Annotated in this window: 18 protein-coding genes and 1 riboswitch; of the genes, 6 read left to right on the top strand and 12 right to left on the bottom strand. The window is 35.6% G+C overall.

Annotated elements, in window-relative coordinates; genetic code table 11:
* Nucleotides 1-38 precede the first annotated feature (38 nt).
* From AACH31_RS00850 to AACH31_RS00835, 4 genes are all read right to left on the bottom strand, one after another.
* The gene (locus tag AACH31_RS00850; RefSeq protein ID WP_161830978.1) at nucleotides 39-758 is read right to left on the bottom strand and encodes a peptidylprolyl isomerase; all 720 of its coding nucleotides are present in this window, start codon (nucleotides 756-758) and stop codon (nucleotides 39-41) included.
* A gap of 118 nt (nucleotides 759-876) precedes the next feature.
* A complete protein-coding gene (locus AACH31_RS00845; RefSeq protein ID WP_161830977.1) occupies nucleotides 877-1440 on the bottom strand; it encodes a hypothetical protein in 564 nt (187 codons plus the stop codon).
* Nucleotides 1441-1710: 270 nt separating this feature from the next.
* Nucleotides 1711-2055 carry a DUF3139 domain-containing protein gene (locus AACH31_RS00840; RefSeq protein WP_161830976.1) on the bottom strand — a complete coding sequence of 115 codons (345 nt, stop codon included), beginning with the start codon at nucleotides 2053-2055 and terminating at the stop codon, nucleotides 1711-1713.
* Between the two features lie 980 nt (nucleotides 2056-3035).
* Complete coding sequence (locus AACH31_RS00835) at nucleotides 3036-5225, bottom strand: Tex family protein (RefSeq protein WP_338506367.1); 2190 nt, start codon at nucleotides 5223-5225, stop codon at nucleotides 3036-3038.
* A gap of 314 nt (nucleotides 5226-5539) precedes the next feature.
* Between AACH31_RS00835 and AACH31_RS00830 the strand changes: the two genes are divergently transcribed.
* Nucleotides 5540-7837, top strand: a complete 2298-nt coding sequence (locus AACH31_RS00830) for a cation-translocating P-type ATPase (protein ID WP_262953708.1) — start codon at nucleotides 5540-5542, stop codon at nucleotides 7835-7837.
* 74 nt (nucleotides 7838-7911) lie between these two features.
* Nucleotides 7912-8553 (top strand): HAD family hydrolase, encoded by a 642-nt coding sequence (locus tag AACH31_RS00825; protein ID WP_262953709.1) that lies wholly within the window; start codon nucleotides 7912-7914, stop codon nucleotides 8551-8553.
* 305 nt (nucleotides 8554-8858) lie between these two features.
* On the opposite strand, the gene AACH31_RS00820 is transcribed toward AACH31_RS00825, so the two are convergent.
* Entirely contained in the window at nucleotides 8859-9659 is an 801-nt protein-coding gene (locus AACH31_RS00820; RefSeq protein ID WP_161830972.1) for a Cof-type HAD-IIB family hydrolase, read from the bottom strand.
* Between the two features lie 186 nt (nucleotides 9660-9845).
* Here AACH31_RS00820 and AACH31_RS00815 point away from each other — a divergent pair, with 186 nt between their 5' ends.
* Nucleotides 9846-9992: a hypothetical protein gene (locus tag AACH31_RS00815; RefSeq protein WP_161830971.1), complete on the top strand. Its 147-nt coding sequence runs from the start codon at nucleotides 9846-9848 to the stop codon at nucleotides 9990-9992.
* 67 nt (nucleotides 9993-10059) lie between these two features.
* On the opposite strand, the gene AACH31_RS00810 is transcribed toward AACH31_RS00815, so the two are convergent.
* From AACH31_RS00810 to AACH31_RS00785, 6 genes are all read right to left on the bottom strand, one after another.
* Nucleotides 10060-10410: an SdpI family protein gene (locus AACH31_RS00810; protein WP_161830970.1), complete on the bottom strand. Its 351-nt coding sequence runs from the start codon at nucleotides 10408-10410 to the stop codon at nucleotides 10060-10062.
* Nucleotides 10411-10531: 121 nt separating this feature from the next.
* Nucleotides 10532-11086: an energy-coupled thiamine transporter ThiT gene (thiT, locus tag AACH31_RS00805; RefSeq protein WP_161830969.1), complete on the bottom strand. Its 555-nt coding sequence runs from the start codon at nucleotides 11084-11086 to the stop codon at nucleotides 10532-10534.
* A gap of 73 nt (nucleotides 11087-11159) precedes the next feature.
* Nucleotides 11160-11259, bottom strand: a riboswitch (TPP riboswitch).
* A gap of 44 nt (nucleotides 11260-11303) precedes the next feature.
* A complete protein-coding gene (gene mutY / locus AACH31_RS00800) occupies nucleotides 11304-12383 on the bottom strand; it encodes an A/G-specific adenine glycosylase (protein ID WP_338617752.1) in 1080 nt (359 codons plus the stop codon).
* 330 nt (nucleotides 12384-12713) lie between these two features.
* The gene (gene pyrR, locus AACH31_RS00795; RefSeq protein ID WP_161830967.1) at nucleotides 12714-13241 is read right to left on the bottom strand and encodes a bifunctional pyr operon transcriptional regulator/uracil phosphoribosyltransferase PyrR; all 528 of its coding nucleotides are present in this window, start codon (nucleotides 13239-13241) and stop codon (nucleotides 12714-12716) included.
* A gap of 467 nt (nucleotides 13242-13708) precedes the next feature.
* Entirely contained in the window at nucleotides 13709-16063 is a 2355-nt protein-coding gene (locus AACH31_RS00790; protein WP_161830966.1) for an ABC transporter permease, read from the bottom strand.
* Entirely contained in the window at nucleotides 16063-16764 is a 702-nt protein-coding gene (locus AACH31_RS00785) for an ABC transporter ATP-binding protein (protein WP_161830965.1), read from the bottom strand. The genes AACH31_RS00790 and AACH31_RS00785 overlap by 1 nt, the downstream gene beginning before the upstream one ends.
* Before the next feature lie 201 nt (nucleotides 16765-16965).
* Between AACH31_RS00785 and AACH31_RS00780 the strand changes: the two genes are divergently transcribed.
* The 3 genes from AACH31_RS00780 to AACH31_RS00770 all read left to right on the top strand — a co-directional run bounded on the left by AACH31_RS00780 (nucleotide 16966) and on the right by AACH31_RS00770 (nucleotide 21278).
* Nucleotides 16966-18690 (top strand): B12-binding domain-containing radical SAM protein, encoded by a 1725-nt coding sequence (locus AACH31_RS00780; protein ID WP_161830964.1) that lies wholly within the window; start codon nucleotides 16966-16968, stop codon nucleotides 18688-18690.
* A 218-nt stretch (nucleotides 18691-18908) separates the two neighbouring features.
* Entirely contained in the window at nucleotides 18909-20273 is a 1365-nt protein-coding gene (locus tag AACH31_RS00775; protein WP_161830963.1) for a TrkH family potassium uptake protein, read from the top strand.
* A gap of 276 nt (nucleotides 20274-20549) precedes the next feature.
* On the top strand, nucleotides 20550-21278 hold the full coding sequence (locus AACH31_RS00770; RefSeq protein WP_161830962.1) for a GntR family transcriptional regulator: 729 nt from the start codon (nucleotides 20550-20552) through the stop codon (nucleotides 21276-21278).
* Between the two features lie 43 nt (nucleotides 21279-21321).
* Here the strand turns inward: AACH31_RS00770 and AACH31_RS00765 are convergent, their stop codons facing one another.
* Complete coding sequence (locus AACH31_RS00765; protein WP_161830961.1) at nucleotides 21322-22113, bottom strand: hypothetical protein; 792 nt, start codon at nucleotides 22111-22113, stop codon at nucleotides 21322-21324.
* Nucleotides 22114-22127: the final 14 nt, after the last annotated feature.

Genomic DNA, 22127 nt, shown 5'->3' with positions numbered 1-22127 from the left:
TTATTATAATTAGTTTGAACTACAAAGTAAATAGTTTTTTACGCTTTTTCAACTGTGTATTTTGATTTTAATCCTTGAGTGAAGTTTGAATACATCTCATTTTGTTTTTTAGACATTAAATATTGCTCGATTTGTCCTTTTACGTCTGTAAATGGAACCTCATCTTTTTTATCTAATAATTTAATTAAATGGTATCCAAATTGTGTTTTCACAATTCCTGAAACCTCTCCGATGTTTAAGGCAAATGCTGCTTGTTCAAATTCAGGAACCATTTGTCCACGTCCAAAATCACCTAAGTCTCCTCCACGTGCTCCTGATGGACATTTAGAGTTGGCACTTGCTAACTCGTGGAAATCTGCTCCCCCTTCGATAGCTGCTAATAATTCTTTAGCTTGTGCTTCTTCCTCAACTAAAATGTGAGCTGCACGAACCATTTCTTCTTTAAATTGCTCTTTATTTTCATTATAGTAAGCTTCACATTCAGCATCTGTTACCGTAATTGTTTTAAACATTTGTCCAATGCTGTGTTGGAAAACAAACTCACGGTATAATTTTTGGAATTCCTCTGTTTGTGTTAAACCAGATTCAATCGCATCTTCAACGACTAACTGACGAGCAATTAATTCATCTAATAAATCTTGCTTTTGTTCTTCTGATGTAATGTTAATATGTTGTTGAGTACGTAACGCATCAACTGTTTCATTTAACATCTCCTCAGTAATCGCATAATCTTTAACTTTTGCTAATACTTTTGACATAGTCTGTAACATCCTTTCAGGTTTCTTTTATAAACCTATTGTATTATTTATTCCTATTTAAGTAAACCTATATCCCAGATTATTCATGAAACCTTTATCATTATACCTATTTTTTGTATTAAAAGACCACGTATTCTTCTTGATCATTGGTGTACTCCCTTAAATACCCCTCATAAATTAACTCAACGTCCTCAATCATTGAAAAATCATAAGGTCTCATCATTCGTCCCGAATGAGATTCACGAATAATATTCACTTGCATTAATAAATGAGCGACGAACTCGGAGCAAACAAAGTGATAGCGACGATTGAGTGGAATCCCCATCCATATAAAAGGTAATCCTAAAAAATTATAGCGGTATTGCTCGGGATTTTTTAAAAATGGATCTAATGCTAATAAGAGTTGCTCATACTGCTTTGGGGTTAATGGTAATTTGTACACCTGACATCGTGTTTGTGTTTTTATCTTGAACATTCCCTCATCTGGATTCTCTTCAATAAATCCAGCAATCCATGGACAATAAATATTTCTTCGGGCGAAGCTGTACATCGCATTTAATTCCCGATCTAACGAAATCGAGACATGATTGTAAGGATGCCGTGTAGCTACCTTTAATGCCCGGGAAAAAAGAGTCCCTGTTTGGGAAATAACAATATAAATTTCTGGCAATTCATAACTCATCCTACGTTCCTCTTTTTCTCTTGTTATCTCATCTCTCTTACTATATATAGACATTTACCAACAAAAAAGTCTTGTTTTTTAAAAATCTATCGTTTATCTAGTTATTCATTCAAAAAAAATAAAAAAGAGAAAATATTATTTCATCAAAATTCTCTCTTTTTTCGTTATTTATCTTAAGTACTAAATAAGACAGTCCCCGATGGGAAACCAATTAATTAAAAAAATTAAATTATTCCAATTCAAACGCACTCCGAATCTAACCCCTACCGTTTAATTAATAGGCGGATATTTAACTGTTTTGTTGGTTACTCCTATTTCCACATTTTCACTGTCATAAACAAAGCATCGCATACTATCTTTTAATTCTTTTTCACCTGGAAAATATATATATTCATATCGATAATCTGGGTCATCTGCATATACTATAGATATTGTGTATCCACCTATTTTGTAATCTTTAAGAATTTCTTTAGATTGTATAACTGCACTCGATGTTCCTTGGATAATCATATATTCTTCTAAATTTTTTTCTGCAAAATATTTTTGAACAGGATAAAAATATATTGCATATGAAAAGAATGCAATTGAGATAAGTAACAATATTTTAAACTTCATAACTCTCCCCCCTCCTTCTACAAATTCACCATATAATACCATAGAAACATCAACACTATTTTAAAACAGAGCCTTTATTTCAAATTAATATTAAAATCTTTAAAGTGTCCTAACGTATAAATCGCAACAATGAACGCATAGATCCCATTTCCAATGAAAGGTTGAGTCTGTGCTTGAAAACAACCTATTCATTTATTCCCTATCGGTTGCTTCCGATCCATGACCTCATCTCCTTTAATGGATTATTATAGATTGATTCATTTATTTTTTTATATTTTTTATAATAAGTTTGATTGATAATAAGATACACAGTATAGCCCCTATGAAGGAAATCAAATGTGTGATGTAAAATATGCAATCCCCTAGATAACTACCGAACATTATTAAATTTCCTAAAAAACCATTCCGTAGGTCATCCGAAATTCCTAAAGCATATACGTGAGAAAATCCTAGAGCGTCTTGAAATGGCGAGCTCCTTATTAAAACCAGCACAAAACATCCTATGATAGAATAAATCAACGACATATTTTCTTTATCCAATTCTTTCACCCCTTTTTAACAAACTATAACATAATTATTCAGAATTATCCATTATTGTATATTCCTTTCCATAAACGAAGACGACTCTCATTCTAACTACTAAGCTGCTATCACGAAATGTTTTTTTAACACTAAGGGCTCCTACAAGTCATAGCTATTCAACAGGTTATGCCAATGAAACGACTTACTACGCAAGCACCTCTATTCAATTTCCATATACTTATTCACTCTATTACAATTTATCTCACGGATCTATCTCCCCTATTAATGATGAAGAGATAGAGCCCTTTTGCTTCTTCAAACCTTTAAATAACTAACTCATCTCTAATGATCGAGAATGCGTTGTCCGATAATGGTTCAATCACTATTCAATAAGGGCTCTAGAATCTATTTTTATCGGCAAAACAAAAAGGCTACTTCTAAACGTAGCCTTTTTTGTTTTATTTCGCTTCTGGTTCAATCATGGTTAGAGCCAATCGCTTACGTTGTAAGTCAACAGATTCTACCCAGACTTTAACAATGTCACCTACTGAAACAAGTTGCATCGGATGTTTTAAAAATTGTTTGCACATTTTTGATAAGTGGACAAGTCCGTCCTCTTTAACCCCACAGTCAACAAAGACACCAAAGTCAACGACATTACGTACTGTTCCTTGAAGCTCCATTCCTGGTTTTAAATCTTCAAGCTTTAAGACGTCTGAACGTAAAAGTGGGGCCTCTATATCATCACGCGGATCGCGATTTGGGGCAACAAATGCATCTAAAATATCATTCAATGTATGCTCTCCGACACCGAGCTCATCGACTAAAACAGAACGATTCGCTTTCTCTACTGCCGACTTTAGCGCCTCCGTCCCTAAGTCATCTTTTGTAAATCCTAATGTCTTTAATACTTGTTCCGCTATTTTATAGCTTTCCGGGTGAATCCCCGTTTTATCTAACGGATTTACACCATCCACGATACGCAAGAACCCAATGGCCTGCTCATAAGTTTTCGCCCCTAAACGAGAAACTTTCTTTAATTCCTCACGCTTTGTAAACTTTCCAACTTCATCGCGGTGTTTAACAATATTATTGGCAATCGTTGTTGAAAGTCCCGCTACATATTTAAGTAACGCTGGAGAAGCTGTATTGACGTTAACCCCTACCTGATTCACCGTCGTCTCAACCACGAAGTTTAAAGAATCATTCAATTTAGATTGTGTCACATCATGTTGATACTGACCAACACCAATCGATTTCGGATCAATCTTTACAAGCTCTGCCAACGGATCTTGAAGACGTCTTGCAATCGAAACCGCCGAGCGTTCCTCAACCTGTAAATCTGGAAACTCCTTACGGGCCAATTCTGACGCCGAGTACACAGATGCCCCCGCCTCATTCGTAATAATATAATAAATAGGATGCTTAATCTCTTTTAAAACATCGGCAATAAAACTTTCCGTTTCACGAGAAGCCGTTCCATTTCCGATAGAAACAATCTCCACTTGATATTTATTAATTTTATCAATGACTTTCGCACGAGCCTTTTGCACAAGAGCAGGATCTGCTTTCGAACCTTTAGATTTTTCATGTGGATAAATCACATCGATATCTAAAACTTTCCCTGTTTCATCCACCACAGCTAACTTACATCCCGTACGATAAGCCGGGTCAACACCTAAAACAACCTTTCCTTTCATCGGTGGTTGCAATAATAACTGGCGAACATTTTCAGAAAAGATATGAATGGCTTGATTTTCAGCCACTTCTTTTAAACCAGCACGAATCTCACGTTCAATTGATGGCTTAATTAAACGTTTATACGCATCTTCAATTGCTAAACGAACTTGTTTCGTTGCTTCTGTAACCTCGCGTATTGGAATTAATTCTTTGACCAAATAACGATGTACACCTTCTGCATCATCTAAAATAGAAATACGTAAAATCTTTTCAGATTCCCCTCGATTCATCGCAAGTACGCGGTGTGGCACTACGCGTAAAACAGGTTCACTATACTCATAGTATTGCTCATATACTTTACGCTCATCTAAAGTGGCATCACGAACCTTTGATTGAATTTGACCCTTTTTCGTCATATACTCACGAATCCATTTTCGGTAATCCGCATGATCTGCAATCATTTCTGCAATAATATCTCGCGCTCCTTGTAAAGCCTCGTCAACGCTCGTCACTTCTTCATTTAAATATTTCGCTGCTTCCGTTTGTAACTCACCTTCTGGATAAGTTAATAAATACTTCGCCAACGGCTCTAATCCTTTCGCCTTCGCCTGTGTGGCGCGTGTTTTTTTCTTTTCTTTAAACGGACGATATAAATCCTCAATCTCTGTTAGCTTTTCAGCCTTTAAAATATCCTGTTTTAAGGCTTCTGTTAACATCCCTTTTTCATCAATTAAACGAATAACATCTTCTTTACGTTGTTGTAAGTTAACACCATACTCATACGTCTTAGAAATTTCACGAATCTGTTCTTCATCAAGTGCCCCCGTTACTTCTTTACGATAACGTGCGATAAACGGAACAGTTGAACCTTCTTCTAATAATTTAAGAACCGCGTTAATCTGGTTTGTTGTAATATTTAACTGCTTTGCAATTTGTTTATATAATTTTTGCATAAATTGTTGTTCCATTTAACTTGTGCCCCTCCTCTATCTTTACTCCAAAAAAAGATTGCTCGATTTTCTATCAATAACGTAAAATATTGTATCACAAAACTTAAAATAAAGAAGTAATCCCTCATTTTTTGCTAAAATTCTACATAATCCCTTAACCCTCCCTCTAAAATCTAATAATCCTTATTGTCTCCTTTATTTTTATTCAAAAATCACATTCCATTTCCCCGATTTCCCTTTATAATTACGGAATAATCTCGCAACAGACGTTATAAAAAACGTTAGTTTTTACCAAACTAAAAGAAATGACATCGTTTTAAAGGGGAATGCTTATGACAGATATTAAATACGGTTTAACTCAAGAAGAGGTTCAAAAACGTCGCTCACTTGGGCAAGATAATCATCTTATTGAATACAAAACAAAATCAGTTAAACAAATCCTGATTGATAACTTGTGCACATTTTTTAATATGATTAACTTTATTTTAGGGCTCTTTATTTTGACCACAGGTTCTTACAAAAATCTTTTATTTTTGGGCGTTATTGTGTGCAATATTATTATTGGGATTGCAGTCGAACTTCGGGCAAAACGATCCCTCGATAAAATTAATCTCATTACCCGTACAAAAGTTTTCGTGCAACGAGAAGGAAAAAAACAAGAATGTTATCCAGAGGACCTCGTTTTAGGTGATATTCTCTATCTCACTACCGGAAATCAAATCGTTGTGGATGGACAGGTCGTCGATGGACACCTTGAAGTAAATGAAGCCTTACTAACGGGTGAGAGTGATACAGTCATAAAGAACGTTGGAGATACAGTCTATTCCGGTAGCTACGTGGTGGCCTCAAGCGCCCTTATTGAAGTCACTGCCGTTGCGGAACAAACCTATGCTAATCAATTGGGAAAAGAAGCAAAGGAATATAAAAAACATCCTTCGCAACTCAGAGAAACACTAAATCTTATTTTAAAGACAGTGAGCCTGTTCATTATTCCCGTTGGACTCTTGATGCTAGGTAAATCCCTCGTTTTCAATCATCTCCCATGGAATGATGCCATTTTAAAAACGGCTGCTGCCCTTATCGGAATGATTCCCGAGGGTCTATTCCTCCTCTGTAGTATTTCCCTTACCGTCGGGGTCATTAAACTCATTAATAAGAAAACACTCGTTCAAGAAATGTTTTGCATTGAGTCAATGGCCCGAATTGATACACTTTGCCTTGATAAAACAGGAACGATTACCCAAGGAAAAATGCAAGTCCATGAAGTTAAATGGTATGTGGATCAAAAGATTTCGAGTCGGATCGGAAACTTGCTCCACGAGTTAAACGAGACTAACTTTACAGCGCAGGCCCTTAAAGCCTACTTCACAGAAAATGATCAAGCAACACCGAGTGAACTTTATTACTTTACTTCTGCTAATAAATATAGCGGTGCAAAGTACAGTGATGGCGTGTACCGAATTGGATCTTATCCACATATAGTCGAGCATCCGGATGAACAAATAACGAAGGAGATTGAAGCCCTAGCAAGTTGTGGATATCGTGTCCTAACTGTTGTTAAAACCGTTAATGACCATCATGAAGTCCTTGCACTCATTACTCTCATTGATCCCATTCGTGAAAATGCCCCTCAAATTTTCGATTATTTCTTAAACCAAGGGGTTGATTTAAAGGTAATTTCGGGGGATCACCCTCAAACGGTCGCACATATTGCTAAACAAGCAGGATTAAAAAATGCTGATCGTTTTGTGGATATGTCACAATACCCAGACGATCACTTAGACGGTTTAGTCAATGAGTATACCGTATTCGGTCGTGTCAGTCCTAAACAAAAAAAATCACTGATTCAGGCCTTGAAAAAACAAGGACATTTCGTCGCTATGATGGGAGATGGAATTAACGATGTTCCAGCAATGAAAGAAAGCAACTGCAGTATTACAGTGAATAATGGGAGTGAAATCACTAAAAGTATTGCCGACATTCTACTCCTTAACTCCGATTTTTCCTCACTTCCCGCTGCGTTGCTTGAAGGACGTCGGGTCATCAATAATATTCAACGAGTTTCAACGCTCTTTTTAACCAAAACAGTTTATTCGATTTTAATTGCCTTTATCGTTTTACTTACCCCGCTTAGATATCCCTTTGTCCCGATCCAAATGACGCTAATTAATCTCTTTACAATCGGACTCCCAGGATTCTTCTTAGCGATTGAACCCAGTCGAGAAAGAATTAAAGGAAACTTTTTAACTGAGGTTTCAAAAATAGCCATTCCAGCGGGATTTTCCGTTATCGGATGTCTGTTAATTGGACTTATGATTCCAAGTCTTCATCGAAATCACGCTTTGTTTGATACGTACTGTTTTTGTATCGCAATGGTTAGCGGTCTTTGGGTTCTCATCAGAAGTTGTCTTCCCATTAACCTAAAAAAAATAGCCATTCTCTTCATTAGTATCACCGGTATTACCCTTTCAGTTCTTAAATTTTCAAACCTATTTATGTTAAGTCATGTGACGCCTATTCAACTTATTCAATGGGTACTTCTAATCGTCCCACTTTATGCTCTCCTTTTCTTTGTTTTAAAACATATGTTTCATCAAATATTATCTAAACTAAATATCCAGTCAAATTAATTCTCGCCCCTCTTGTCTTCTATCTGATGAGTTGCTATAATGCAAACAGATAGCATATACAAGGGGGGCTTTTCGTGAAAAAGGCAATTATTTTTGACATGGATGGTTTAATGATTGATAGTGAAAGAGTAACTTATGAAGAATACACGAAGACAATGAAAAAATTTAATTATCCTTTTGATAAAAGCTTTTATCTCCGTTGTCTTGGAAAAAATAGAACAACGATTTGTCAGCTATTCACCCAACAATACGGCGAAGAATTTCCGATGCAAGAAATTTGGGAAGATGTCCATCTCTCGCTAGACGATCGTTTGACGACATCTACTCCATTAAAAAATGGAATTGTTGAATTACTAACTTATTTAAAAGACCATCATTATAAAACAATCGTAGCAACAAGTAGTTCAAAAGAACGTGCAGAAAAAATATTAGCTGCGGCACGTTTAAGAAACTACTTTGACGATATCATTTGTGGTGATGAAGTAACCTGTGGAAAACCCCATCCTGAAATATTTTTAACCGCTTGTCAAAAGCTTGGGGTTACTCCTGATGAAGCGTTAGTATTAGAAGATAGTGAGGCAGGAATAACTGCGGCCCATTGTGGTGGAATTGATGTCATCTGTATTCCGGATATGAAATATCCAGAAGAAGAATTTGCAAACAAAACCTTAAAGATATTAACTAGCCTTCACGACGTTATCACTCACCTTCAATAGAAAAAAAGATGTTATCCAATCCGGATAACATCTTTTTTTAGTGATTATTTAAACATACTCTTATATATTATTAAACGAACGATAGAACGAATATTTAATAGATTACCTCCATAGTTTACTAAATAAAGTTATATAATTTATGTAGAAATATAATGATTATTGTAGAAATTCAATACTGCTCTAGGCTTCAATAAGTAACGAGTCTGAGATTAAAGCAAAACCTTAACTCTTTTTTATATCTAACGTCGTTCGCCTAAAAAACGAAAAACTACCATTCACTATGAGGCATTCAGTCTTATCCACAATTAAATCAATCCTAATTCTTTACACGCATAATAAATTCCATCTTCACTCACTGGTTTGGTTACATAATCTGCATGTTTTTTCAGTTCCTCATGCGCATTCCCCATCGCAACACCACATCCAACGGCTTGCAACATTTCAATATCATTTAATCCATCGCCGAAAGCAATCGCTTGTTCAGGGCCTAATCCTAGCTTTTCTAAAATAGCTAAAATAGCTGTAGCCTTTGATCCCGTACGAGGAAGTAAATCAACCCCTTTAGGTTGCCATCTTACGACGCGAACTTCTTCTAGTGGATAAAAAATATGCTCATTTTCTACAGTTACCCCTGCTACCATTTGATAAATCTTATCGTTAGTTGATTTCATTCCTGTTTCAATTAAAGGCTCTGGTAAATTCATATTCTTTAAAGCTTCGAGCAAAAATTCTTGATGTTCCCCCGATAAAATATAATGCGTCTTAGGCATCCATAATAACGGGACATTATTTTGACTCGCAATCTCAACAATACGGTCAAGCAACTCTTTCTTATACGGAGCCTCATACATAACCTGATTATGCATCACCGCATACTGTCCATTTGTACAAATATAACTATCAATTGAAAGTCCCTCTAATAAGGATTCAATCATAAATGGGGATCTCCCCGTCGCAATAAAAGGGGTGATTCCCTTTTCCTTTAATAAACGAAGTGCCTCAATCGTTGATTGTGGGACAAGCTCCATATCAGACGATTGATTTTGCTTTGAATGATTATCCACGATTGTTCCATCCACATCAAAAAACGCTACCTTAATATTCATCTTTAAAATCCCTCCTATGTGTCAATATTCATAGAATACTACAAAAACACGCCCAAATCCAACAAAATAAAAAAAGGAACGCCCTCTTCTTAAAAAAATATCGCTTATGAGATTCATGAAAAAAACTATTCTATGTATGAACTCCTCCCTGTTTACTTATACTGAAGTATAAAGGAGGAAACATATATGCCAGTAGAATCAATTAATACCCCACTACAAGCCTTTACTTACATCGGTAGCAATCTTATTATCTTACTTGCCGTCGTATCAATTTTAACGTTTCTCTTCTTAAAAGGATATGACTTTATCATGAAAAATAATTCATCTAGATAAAAAGGTCGACGTTTAATTAACCATTAATTAAACGTCGACCTTATATTTTGCGTAGTAGTTTCCATCACTATTTTTTTTTACCTTCTTTATTAAATGAAATATTAACACGCCATTCTGTTAACCCAATGACTAGCCCCCCAATAATAATGAGTTCGATTACGTTAATAACAATTAATTCCCAGATGGCCAATGTTCGAAAATAAGAATTTAAAATAACACCAAAAATCAGTAATAATCCTCCGAATACAAGTAATACTTTTGCCGCAAATTTATTAGATACTTGCCACGTCTCAACGGTTTGCTTAACGGTTAATACACGATAGCCAATTTTTTGATGTGGTAAATCAGATTCTAAATAAGTAATTAATCCTAAGAACATAAATACAAGTGGTGCGATAAATATGCTAAACTCTTTCATCCAAATTACCTCCTTATAATTGTAATATATTCTATATTATAGTATATTTGGGCGAAACTATAAAGTGAACAAAAAAAGAGCGACAAATTTGTCGTCTTTTTGCAATATTAAATTAAAAGCGTTATTTGACCAGAAGTTGCTCGCTATTTCTTCGATAAAGAATGGTTAATAAGACGGTACTCACAATATAAGACATTATAATATAAGGTGTATTATAAACAATCGAAAAGACCCATGGATTCTCCCCCGTGACAGGTGCAAAAAATACTGCCCCTGAAATAACGTGACAAATCAATCGAAGAAATGAACCTAAACCTGTTGCACACCAAATATAAACCATCTGTTTAATCCCTGTTGTCCCATTTACTTTATTTGCAAATACCCCAGCAAATCCAAGGGCAGCATAAGGTAATGGGTAATCAAATAACACCTGGATAGGATGCATAATATATGCCCCCGTTAACAATTGTAATAACCCCATGATAAACCCACCCATCACTCCGGCAAGCCATCCATAACGGAAAGCAATGATTGCAATAGGGATTAAAGAAATAGAAATAGATCCTCCTTGTGGCCATAACCACCCCATAAAAAGATTTGATGCGTAATCAAGGATAAATGCCAAAGCAATTAAGATACTGATTTCCACACTCTTTTTGGTTTTTGAATTTCTCATAAAAAAATCCTCCCTTTCATTAGGAGGCTTTACGGCATCATTAAAAGTATAAGAATATCCCATTTATTAAAAATAAAAAATTCGTCTACTTCCCTCCGCTAGTCCTAACTAGTTCAGGTTCAAAGGGTTATGCATCATGCACTCTCAGCCGTAAGGCACCCCTAGTATTTCGTTTCCTTTTTTATTCTATCATACGACTCAATAATTAGCAAATATTTCAAGATTCAATATTCTTTAAAATACGTTGATGGGCAGTTACTAATGGATAGTCCGTCATTTGTTGTTCACTTATCCACAAGTAGTCATTTTCAGCGATGACTTCTTCGTATCCAGTTTGAATTGAAATAAAATAGCTTTCCATTTCCCAAATCCGATGTGAAAAAACGTGATTAAATGTTCCGATAAATTGAACCGATTCAACCTTTTTACAAATTGGGGATAACTTTTCTACTAAAAATTCCTTCGGTTCCTTCTCCCCTAGGTACTCAAAATTTAGGAATTCATAAAAATTAGCGAGCAATCCAGTATTAGGACGTTTACTAACTAAATACTCTCCATGTTGATTCTTTACAACGGCTACAACTAATTTCATTTTAGTTTGGGAAGTTGCTTTTGTTTTTACGGGTAATAAATCATCAACCCCCTGATGATAAGCCTGACAATAAAACTGAACTGGACACTGTAAACACTTTGGAGATTTAGGTGTACAAATCGTTGCCCCTAATTCCATTAATCCCTGATTAAATGCACTTGGATCTTCATGTGAAATTACGCGTGATACAACAGCCTCAAAAGTTTTTCTCGTTTTCGCCTTTGCGATATCCTCGTAAATACAACATACTCGACTCATTACACGAAAAACATTTCCATCGACAGCTGGTACCGGAATATCAAAGGCAATACTACTCACTGCCCCCGCTGTGTAGGGTCCAACTCCCTTCAATTTTAAAATTTCCTCATGCGTTTTTGGAAATCCACCCATTTCTTCAATCATTCGTGCACTTTCACGTAAGTTACGAGCCCGAGAATAATAACCTAAACCTTCCCATGCCTTAAGCAATGTTTGATCGTCTGCCATTGCTAACCCTTTAGTCGTTGGGAATAGTTTCATAAAACGTTCATAGTACGGGATGACTGTTGCCACTTGCGTTTGTTGTAACATAATTTCAGAAACTAAAATTCGATAAGGATCTTGATTTATTCGCCAAGGTAAATCGCGTTTTACCGAATGGTACCACTGAATTAAATCACGTTGAAATCCGTCTATATCTAAATGTTCGATGTATTGTTCTATCAATCATTTCACCTACTTTTTTAATCATTTATTCTACTACTGATTTCTGTTCGTATTCATCCCCCTAAACCCAACAAAGTAACGGAGATCTATTGAAATAAAAAAAGCACCTGCAGGACTTTAGGTACAGTTCGGTGCTTTTTTATAAACTCGCTGAAACTATCATCGTAAACCCAGGTATAGTTTCATCTTAATTAGCATTATACTCTGCTCTTTATGAAAATACTAGTGGTATTATCCACCACTCTATTCTTTCTAAATGAAATACGATACTCCTTTAAATATTATTCTTATACTTAACTAAAGAATACTTCTACGTCCCATATTCCATGATTATTTTGATAATACCACAGCATCCTTCTCATCAAGTTCAGTTAAATACACCTGGACAGCTTCAGAATGAGAAGTCGGTATATTCTTCCCTACATAATCCGCGCGAATTGGAAGTTCTCGATGACCTCGATCGATAAGAGTAGCTAATTGTATATTTTTAGGACGTCCATATTCTAGAACCGCTTCTAATGCCGCACGAACCGTACGACCTGTGTATAACACATCGTCTACTAAAATAACCGTTTTACCGTTAAGCATCATTGGAACCGTACTCTGATTCACAATAACCTCTTTCATTTCGCGTGTAATATCATCACGATACTTTGTAATATCTAATTCCCCTAAAGGAACTGTTACACCTTCAAATACCTCGATTAAACGTACTAGACGCTCAGCTAAATAAGCCCCACGCGTTCTAATTCCAATAATGACAATATCATTTAAATCATCATTTTTCTCTAAAATTTCATGTGCAATTCGCTTTAAAGAACGCATAATCGTATCATGGTCAAACAATACCTTATTCATCTTATTAAACCCACCTTTCGTACAAAGAAGTTCACTGTCTTTAGAATATCATAAAATATAGCGTTTTTAAATATTAAACGACCGATAAAGGGGAAGCTGAATATATTTTATCCACTAATTAAACTAATTATCCACAACCTGTCCCCACCCCAATGAGGAGGCACTAAAACAGGTTGAAGACTTTCTATTTAATAAAACAGACTTAGCTACTTTTCGATGCGAGGGACACCCGATGAACAATCACGTTCATCCTTTTCCATCATCAAAAACTTACTACAACCTACAAAATCGAATCAAGCTATCATTATTTTTTAAACCTGCAACTACCTCTCTAATGATGTAGCTTAGGTGTTTTACAACGTTAAACGATTCAAAGAATTCATCCGATTCTTTACCTAACAAAAGAACTGACGATGAGAACCACATTAAAAAGATGAATGCCGTTCCCTATATGAATTTATTTCTAGTTAAACTTTCAACACTTCATGCAATGATACTCTATCCAACTGTCCTCTAGATAGCAAAAGAGAAATCCAGTAAGTAACTCCTACAGTCAGCACTCCAATTACAAATTGGGTCAATGTAAAGTCCGTCGGAATAGCCATTGGAAGCTCAGAAGCTATTTGGGTCATAATGTAATCTATCCCCACCCTAGTAAGCGGGACACTGACGAAATAGGCGAGCATCACAAATGGAAAATAAATGGTTAAAACGAGTTTAGAAACTTCCTTTCTACTGTATCCCATCACCTTTAAAATTGAAATTTGTCGTTGATTTTCCTCAATGATAAAGGTCGTAATTAATACCATCATCAGACTTCCTAAAATAACCGTCACAACAACCATTACTAATAGTGAAATACGAATCATTTCCATGCCTACTTTAATATTTCTTGTTAAGTCATCAATAGAAAAAATATAGGAAATATTCTTATCATTTAACGGTCTCTCAGAACTCCATTTCCCGTTATATAGATTCGAATTCAAACCTAGGTCAGTCGCTAATTTCTCTAGGGAGGTATACATCATTGGCCCATTATAATGATCCACAACCTCAACAATCGGATATGTTAATTCCATTCCCTTCACTTCAAAGGATAAACGATCTCCTATTTGAAGCGCATAAGCCCGGGCAATAAATTCATTAATGATTAATCCATGTTGCGCCATCGCGGTAATTTCCTCCCCTTGACTATTGTAAAGAGGACTTACTTTATTTTCGGGTATGATTCCATATAAATAAAATGGGGTCGTCTTTTCTCCAATCACCGGGTGGGTCGTATACTGTAAAAACGGAGATTCCGTGTCAGCTAAAGAGGCATCGATAAGCCGATTATACTTAATCTGATAACTATACTTGGCCCCCTTAAATGCTTTATCCACAATACTTTCAAAGGAATGAAAAACAATCGAGGAAAAGACTAAAAAGATGCTTGCCACCACAACGACGCTAAATAGAGAAGTAATTTTTCCGATATTACGAAAAGCTAACGAATATTTAAACCGTGTTTCGAATTTAAATGGCTTTAATATTCGCATAACCATCCTTGAACCTCTCGACACCTTTAAATGACTACTTTCCCTCATTAACGTCAAAGGATCATCTTTCAATAAAAGAAGTAAGATAATCAAACTCGAAACCCCAACTACGATCAATGGTAAAATAATTCCCCCGATGATTAATTTTGACGTCAAGTAAAATCCTACAAAGGGAACCACATAGTTTGTCATATAGGTATTAGCCAAATGAATAGACAGACCAATTCCTAAAAAGAATCCAATTAAACTTCCAAACACTGTGGATAACAATGGATACCCCAAGTAACTAAGTGCAATCTCATAGCGACGATATCCCATCGCCTTTAAGATGCCAATCTGAACTCGTTCTGAGTTAATCCGTTTTTTCATGACCAATAAAATAACGAAAACAGACATGGCTAATAAAAGAACGGTAAATGTCATTGATAATAATTGATTACTATTTAGATGAATGTCTACCGCATTAATCCTAACATTTTGGTCTCTACTCATGGCATAGGAAACCCCATCAGCATTTGAAATTTTAGAAACAGCCTCCTCTAGGTCTCCGATTTCCTGATTAAAATAGCCACTATATAAAACCCATTGCTTCTCATCAAATTGTTGATACGCGGCTTCCGTGACAATGGCTACCGTCTCACGTGTAGGCTCGTATAGGGGACTATCATAATTAAAGATTGGGTAAATATAATCCGGTACAGCTATGAACGCTGTTATCGTAAATGATCGTTGATTTAAGGTTAATGTATCTCCTATATTCAACTGATTTCCATCGGCAAATGTTTTAAACACAGCAATTTCATTTTCCTTAGCCGGCAGTTTTCCCTCTAATAAATAGGTCAAATTTACTGAGTCCGTGGGATTTATAACTCGGTATCTAAACGTGTTTCCGTCTACATCATTTACCACATCCCGGTAAAAACGACCTTCTAACGTGACATCAAACTCCTCTGCTAATGACTCAATTTGCAGATTATAATAATCAATCAAACTATAGTTCTGTAATGTTTTCTTTTGTGAAGATAATTGATTTAGAAAAACAGAGGTATCCTCACGTTTACTACGGTTTAGTTTGTTTAAATCCTCTTTACTCGGAGCAGATAAAACCACAAAAAAGTCTTCCTGTCGTGTTTGATGCGTATAATCATTTAAAAAATAGGTGACAGAATCAATAGAGCCTTGCAAACAAACATAAATAAATGAAGCCATTGCAATGAAAGTTACAATCGATAAAAATTGGAAAGGTTTCAGACGAATAAACCTCATACTATTTTTAGATAACATTAGGCCCAACTCACTTCGCTTGCACGTACTTTATGAGGATTTTGCATCACTTCAACAACCATTCCTGATTTCATCTTGATGACTTTATCCGCCATTTGTGCAATACCTAAATTATGGGTAATTAAAATAATCGTCGTCTGAAACTCTTCATTAACTCGCTGTAATACTTCTAGGACTAACTTTCCGGTTTCCTCATCTAACGCCCCGGTTGGCTCATCACAAAATAAAATCGATGGATTTTTAGCAATAGCTCTTGCAATTGCTACCCGTTGCTGCTGACCCCCGGATAACTGATACGGAAAATGATGTAACATTTCATCAAGCATTACCTCTTTTAATACCTTTTGCACGTCCAGTGGACAACGACTTAATCTCGCACCTACCTCTACGTTTTCAAATACCGTCATATTAGGCATTAGATGATACTGTTGAAAAATAAAACCTAATTCTTTACGACGAAAATTAGTGAGCTGCGATGATTTCATTTTCGTAATCTCACTCCCATTAACAATGATTTTTCCATCGCTCACTTGATCCAATCCACCACTTACATGAAGCAGCGTCGACTTTCCAGAACCCGATGGACCTAATACGACAACGAATTCCCCTTTTTTTACTTCTAAATTTACGTCTTTTAACGCCGTCGTTGTAACTTCACCTAATTGATATTCCTTACAAACATTTTGAAGAGAAATCAACATCTTCCCACCTACTTCCAACCATATTTTATCTTCATTATTAACAAAATAAGTGATTTTAAACTTCCATTGTTCAAAAAAGTGGTAAAGTTGTTTTTTATATCCAAAATCTTTAAATTCCTATCTAAAAGACCATAAAAGATATAGGTATCTAAAGTCGGTTTATGCTAAAATGAAAAGGATAAAAAAATGAGGTGTTAAATAATGTCAGTTATACTTAGTACGTTAAATTCAAAATATATTCATACCAATTTGGCTATCCGCTATCTTAAAGCTAATGCAAAAGATTTTGATATTACGCTAAAAGAATATACGTTAAAAGATTCTCTCGATAACATACTTAATAATCTATTATCGATGCGTCCTAAAATTATTGGTTTTAGTGTTTATATCTGGAACGTTGAAAAAACGTTACAACTCATCAACCTTCTTAAAGAAAAAGATCCAACCTTAACAATCATTATGGGAGGACCCGAGGTTTCTTACGATTTTGATGTTTGGTTTTCTCGCAGCTCTGTGGATTATATTATCTATGGGGAAGGAGAATTATCGTTTAAAGAGCTAATGGAATATTTACATGGGAGACGTGACCTTGCGGATGTTCGTGGCATCGTCTATCGTAACTTATTAACGAAGGAGCTTGTTCAAAATCCTCCCGCTCCTATTCTCGACCCTAAAGAAATTCAGTCACCTTTTTATTTTGAAGAGGATATCCCTTTGCTTCCAACACGAATCCAATATATCGAAACCTCTCGCGGATGCCCATATTCTTGTCAATACTGTCTTGCATCTGTGGATAATAAAGTTCGTTACTTCGATATCGAAAAAGTAAAAGACGAAATCCGTTATTTAATGAGTCACGGAGCCAAAACATTTAAGTTTTTAGATCGAACCTTTAATATAAACAAAAAATACGCACTCGACGTATTTAACTTCATTATTGAAGAACACGTAGAAGGAACACAGTTCCAATTTGAAATTACCGCGGATATTATGCCAACCGAACTGATTGACTACTTAAATGAACATGCTCCTGCCGGTCTATTTAGATTCGAAATCGGAATTCAGTCTACCTATGACTTAACAAATAAACTCGTGAAGCGCCGCCAAAACTTTGATAAACTCACAACAAATATTCTACGAATTAAAGAAGGTGGAAAAATCATTTTACACCTTGATTTAATTGCAGGTCTTCCAGAAGAACCTTACGATCGATTTGAACAATCATTTAACGACGTATTCGCACTCCGTCCTGAAGAACTACAACTTGGATTCCTAAAACTACTACGCGGAACCGGATTACGTAAACAATCCGATGAATTTGGATATGAGTACGACCAATTCGCACCTTACCAAATGAAACGTAACAACACCTTATCAGAAACAGATGTTCACAACATCCACTTGGCTGAGGAGATTCTAGAACGTTACTGGAATGCCCATCGCTTAGACCATACAATGAAGTACTTAGTAGATGGACCATTCGCCGCTTCGCCTTTTGCTTTTATGCAAGATTTCGGTGCCTTTTGGGAATCCCGCTACCCTTGGATAAACTATCAATTAAGTGACTTATACACAAGGCTATACGACTATTTAATCGCGACTGATTTTCCTCATTTAAAAACTGTTCTTTCTTATATGAAAGTCGACTACCTCACTCAAAGTAAAATCAAACCAAAAATTTGGTGGGAAGACCGACTCCATAAACAGGAACGTCGTCAAATCGTTAATCATTTAGCTGAACACTCACCAACTATGATGACCCTACTTAATACCCACCAAATTACATTACCTGATATCTTTAAATATGCTGTGGTCGAACCTATTTACTTAAATGACCAATTAATTCCAGTCAATGATCTACACTATCTCATTGTCGTTTACACGCCTAATAAACCAACAAGTTACTATATTATTAAAAATGTTTAATAGGCCGTCATCTTAAGTTGTGGATTATTGAAATCCTATCTGCAGATAACACTATGCATCTCCTACTCATGGAATCAATTATCATCATTGCCATATAATAACGTTTTTATTGGATTGCGTCATAAATTTTACACTTTTTTTGTTGCTATTAATGATATAATCAAATTCAAATCACTAGCATTATGCTATGTTTATCAACTATTAAAAGGAGTGCCATCATGTTCATTTTTCAAAAGATTCGGGGACTGCTTCATTCTACCCCGACACGTTTAATTGCCGGCTATTACTTTCTATTCACGGTCGGATTTGCTATTTTGCTTTGGTTACCTTTCAGCTTGCAAGAGGGAGCATCTCTTTCCTTTCTTGACGCTCTCTTTGTATCAACGAGCGGATTAAGTAATACCGGTTTATCACCGATTTCAACAGTTGAAACTTTTAGTCTTCCAGGAATCTTAATTTTAGCACTCAACCTCCAAATTGGTGGATTGGGATTAATGATGATTTCCACAGCCATCTGGTTATTAGCAGGACATAAAATCTCTACTCGAGAACGTGCCCTCATTATGACAGATCAAAACCAAATTAATCTAAGTGGTGTTGTTAAATTGGTTAAATCCGTCTTAATCTCCTTTCTAGTGATTGAGCTTATCTTCATGCTTATTCTAGGACACTATTATTATTTTGCAGGCTATTATCCTGTCTATTGGATTGCGATGCTTCAGGGATTTTTTACAACCGTCTCTGCCATCACCAATTCTGGATTCGATATTACAGGGGCGTCATTGATTCCTTTTCAACATGACTATTTCGTCCAAACGCTTCATATGATGCTCATGTTTTTTGGAGCCATGGGATTCCCGGTAATTTTAGATATTCAAAAATACGTCCACTGCAAACGAACGAATCAACGTTTCAAATTCTCCATCTATACAAAATTAACGATGGTAACAACGCTTATCCTGTGGATTGTTGGGATTATTGGATTCTATCTCTTTGAATACAATCACTTTCTTACAGATAGAGGATTAATTGAAGGATTCTATTTTGCAACATTTAACTCATTAAGTACACGTAATGCAGGTTTTGCAACCGTAGATATGAATGCCTTCTCTCCCGCTACATTAACGATGTTCTGTGGACTTATGTTCATTGGTTCTTCACCTAATTCATCAGGAGGCGGAATTCGTACAACAACATTTGCCATCATGGTGCTGGCTATCCTCTCCTTTGCACGTGGAAGACAGTATGTGAATATTTACGGAAGAGAAATTGAAACTCAAACGGTCTATAAATCTTTTATGATTTATATTGTCGCTACCTTAATTGTTTGTCTGTCGACACTTCTTATTTGTATGAGTGATTCGTTCTCATTAATGGAAATTTTCTTTGAAGTTTGCTCAGCTTTTGGAACAACCGGATTATCTATGGGAATAACGGGGGCCCTAACTTCATTTGCTAAGATTGTTCTCATTGCAACGATGTTTATTGGCCGCATCGGTATTATTACCTTCCTACTCATCTTCAGAGCAAATGCTCACCCAGCAAAAGTTCGTTATCCAAAAGCAGACATTATTATTGGATAATTTATGAATTTGAATATTTTTATACAATGAAAACATTTTTATATGGTAAATTAAAGGTAGTCCATTTTTTAAACGAGACTACCTTTTTTTATGGCTACTTATCTCATCAAAAGATTATTAAATATCTAAGAAAAATCTTATTCCTTGTAAAATCTTTTACTCATATGACATAATGATGTTTTATTTAGAATGTTATATGAGAGTTGAAAAAAAGCCTTAAAAACATTATGATATTATTATATGATACCGTTTTAAATAGAATTGGAGGAATCATCTGTGATACTTGATCGTTCAAAGGATTCTAAACCTTTATATTTACAAATTAAAGATGTCCTAAAACACAAGATTATAACCAATGAATATCCTGTTGGAAGTACTATTCCTTCCGAAAATGAATTAGAAGATATGTTTGATGTCAGCCGCATGACTATTCGACAGGCGGTCAACGAATTAGTAAACGAGGGCCTTCTAAAAAAGGAGCGTGGGCGCGGAAAAGGAACTATTGTTCTTTCAAATGCTATTGCTGATAAGTTATCCACAGTAAAAAGTTTTACACAAAAAATGTCGGAACAAGGATTACTCCTTAAAAATAAACAAATAAATATCTCTTTAGTAACTCCTGATGAAACAATTAAATCCGCTCTAAACCTTTCTACAAATGAAAAAGTTTTACGATTAAACCGCATTCGTATGGTTAACAACGATATTATCATGTACTCTATCTCCTATTTACCTGAATCACTAAACCTTCCATTTGATGCAGAACAATATGGTTCTTTATACGATTTATTAGCGACAAAAAATATACACATTACCCATGCTGAAGAATACATTGAAGCCATGTTAGCAAATGAGGTCATTGCTGATGCCTTAGAAATTTCTACAAACGATGCCGTATTAAAAAGAACTAGAATCAGTAAAGACCAACACAATCAAAGCATCGAGTATACGACAACTTATTATCGATCAGACAAATATAAATACGTTGTAGAACTGACGATCTAAAACTAAAATGTGTATAAAAAAAGAGACGCAAACGTCTCTTTTTTTAAATTCCCTTTTCAATAATATCTAGCAGGGCATCCGGCCCCTTTTCTAACAACTCTTCAAGGCATCCGCCACGTTCACAATAAGAGATAACAGCAAACATTCCGGATATTGAGGCATATTTATCCCAAAATGACCCGGTGTTCGCGTTCCTAAAAGCCTCATGTGTTAATGCCTCTTCCTGTGTCAAATAATAACGTAATTTTTGATAAACTGAATTTCGGCGGTTATTCATTTTATCTGTATGCCAATCTACCGACAATACATCCTCCTCATAAGATAGAAAATGGGCAATTCCTTCATCAAAAACGAGTTGTTTTAAAACCTCTATTTTAGGAACCTTCTTAGAATAGGGATACTTTTGACTCACAAGCACATGGGAAAGCTCATGCGTTAAAAAATCAGCGGCTATAAAGTCAAGTTCTTCCAAACTATCTGCATAAGTACATAACCTTACCAAATCCAAAATAATACATCTCATTCCCACCTTATCTTCCCTCACAACGGCATCGTATGGTTGAGGTAAACCGACAATCAGGTAAATCGCAGTAGTATCCGGAATTTGAAGATTACTAAATATTTTATGCCATAGTCTCTCATTTAACGGTTTAAAATTATACAATCTATTTTTAATTGTCTCATATAAATGGACTAGTAATTCCCTATTAACATTTTTAGGTTCTTCGAAAGTGAATTGTCCAGGGACAATAGCCTGGTAAATCCAATGGTCCTTTACGGCATTCAAATTCCCATACTCTAAAAATGAATCTATAATTTCCGTTTTAATAATCATTCAGGTTTCCCCCT

The sequence above is a fragment of the Turicibacter faecis genome (genome assembly GCF_037076425.1).
Classification (GTDB): domain Bacteria; phylum Bacillota_I; class Bacilli_A; order MOL361; family Turicibacteraceae; genus Turicibacter; species Turicibacter faecis.
Note: the sequence above shows the minus strand (reverse complement) of the source record. Positions and strands in the feature narration are given on the sequence as shown.

Excerpts from the sequence above, each read along its gene's own strand:
- AACH31_RS00850 (WP_161830978.1), bottom strand. The coding sequence starts at position 758 with ATGTCAAAAGTATTAGCAAAAGTTAAAGATTATGCGATTACTGAGGAG.
- AACH31_RS00845 (WP_161830977.1), bottom strand. The coding sequence starts at position 1,440 with ATGAGTTATGAATTGCCAGAAATTTATATTGTTATTTCCCAAACAGGG.
- AACH31_RS00840 (WP_161830976.1), bottom strand. The coding sequence starts at position 2,055 with ATGAAGTTTAAAATATTGTTACTTATCTCAATTGCATTCTTTTCATAT.
- AACH31_RS00835 (WP_338506367.1), bottom strand. The coding sequence starts at position 5,225 with ATGGAACAACAATTTATGCAAAAATTATATAAACAAATTGCAAAGCAG.
- AACH31_RS00830 (WP_262953708.1), top strand. The coding sequence starts at position 5,540 with ATGACAGATATTAAATACGGTTTAACTCAAGAAGAGGTTCAAAAACGT.
- AACH31_RS00820 (WP_161830972.1), bottom strand. The coding sequence starts at position 9,659 with ATGAATATTAAGGTAGCGTTTTTTGATGTGGATGGAACAATCGTGGAT.
- AACH31_RS00815 (WP_161830971.1), top strand. The coding sequence starts at position 9,846 with ATGCCAGTAGAATCAATTAATACCCCACTACAAGCCTTTACTTACATC.
- AACH31_RS00810 (WP_161830970.1), bottom strand. The coding sequence starts at position 10,410 with ATGAAAGAGTTTAGCATATTTATCGCACCACTTGTATTTATGTTCTTA.
- thiT (WP_161830969.1), bottom strand. The coding sequence starts at position 11,086 with ATGAGAAATTCAAAAACCAAAAAGAGTGTGGAAATCAGTATCTTAATT.
- pyrR (WP_161830967.1), bottom strand. The coding sequence starts at position 13,241 with ATGAATAAGGTATTGTTTGACCATGATACGATTATGCGTTCTTTAAAG.
- AACH31_RS00790 (WP_161830966.1), bottom strand. The coding sequence starts at position 16,063 with ATGTTATCTAAAAATAGTATGAGGTTTATTCGTCTGAAACCTTTCCAA.
- AACH31_RS00785 (WP_161830965.1), bottom strand. The coding sequence starts at position 16,764 with ATGTTGATTTCTCTTCAAAATGTTTGTAAGGAATATCAATTAGGTGAA.
- AACH31_RS00780 (WP_161830964.1), top strand. The coding sequence starts at position 16,966 with ATGTCAGTTATACTTAGTACGTTAAATTCAAAATATATTCATACCAAT.
- AACH31_RS00775 (WP_161830963.1), top strand. The coding sequence starts at position 18,909 with ATGTTCATTTTTCAAAAGATTCGGGGACTGCTTCATTCTACCCCGACA.
- AACH31_RS00765 (WP_161830961.1), bottom strand. The coding sequence starts at position 22,113 with ATGATTATTAAAACGGAAATTATAGATTCATTTTTAGAGTATGGGAAT.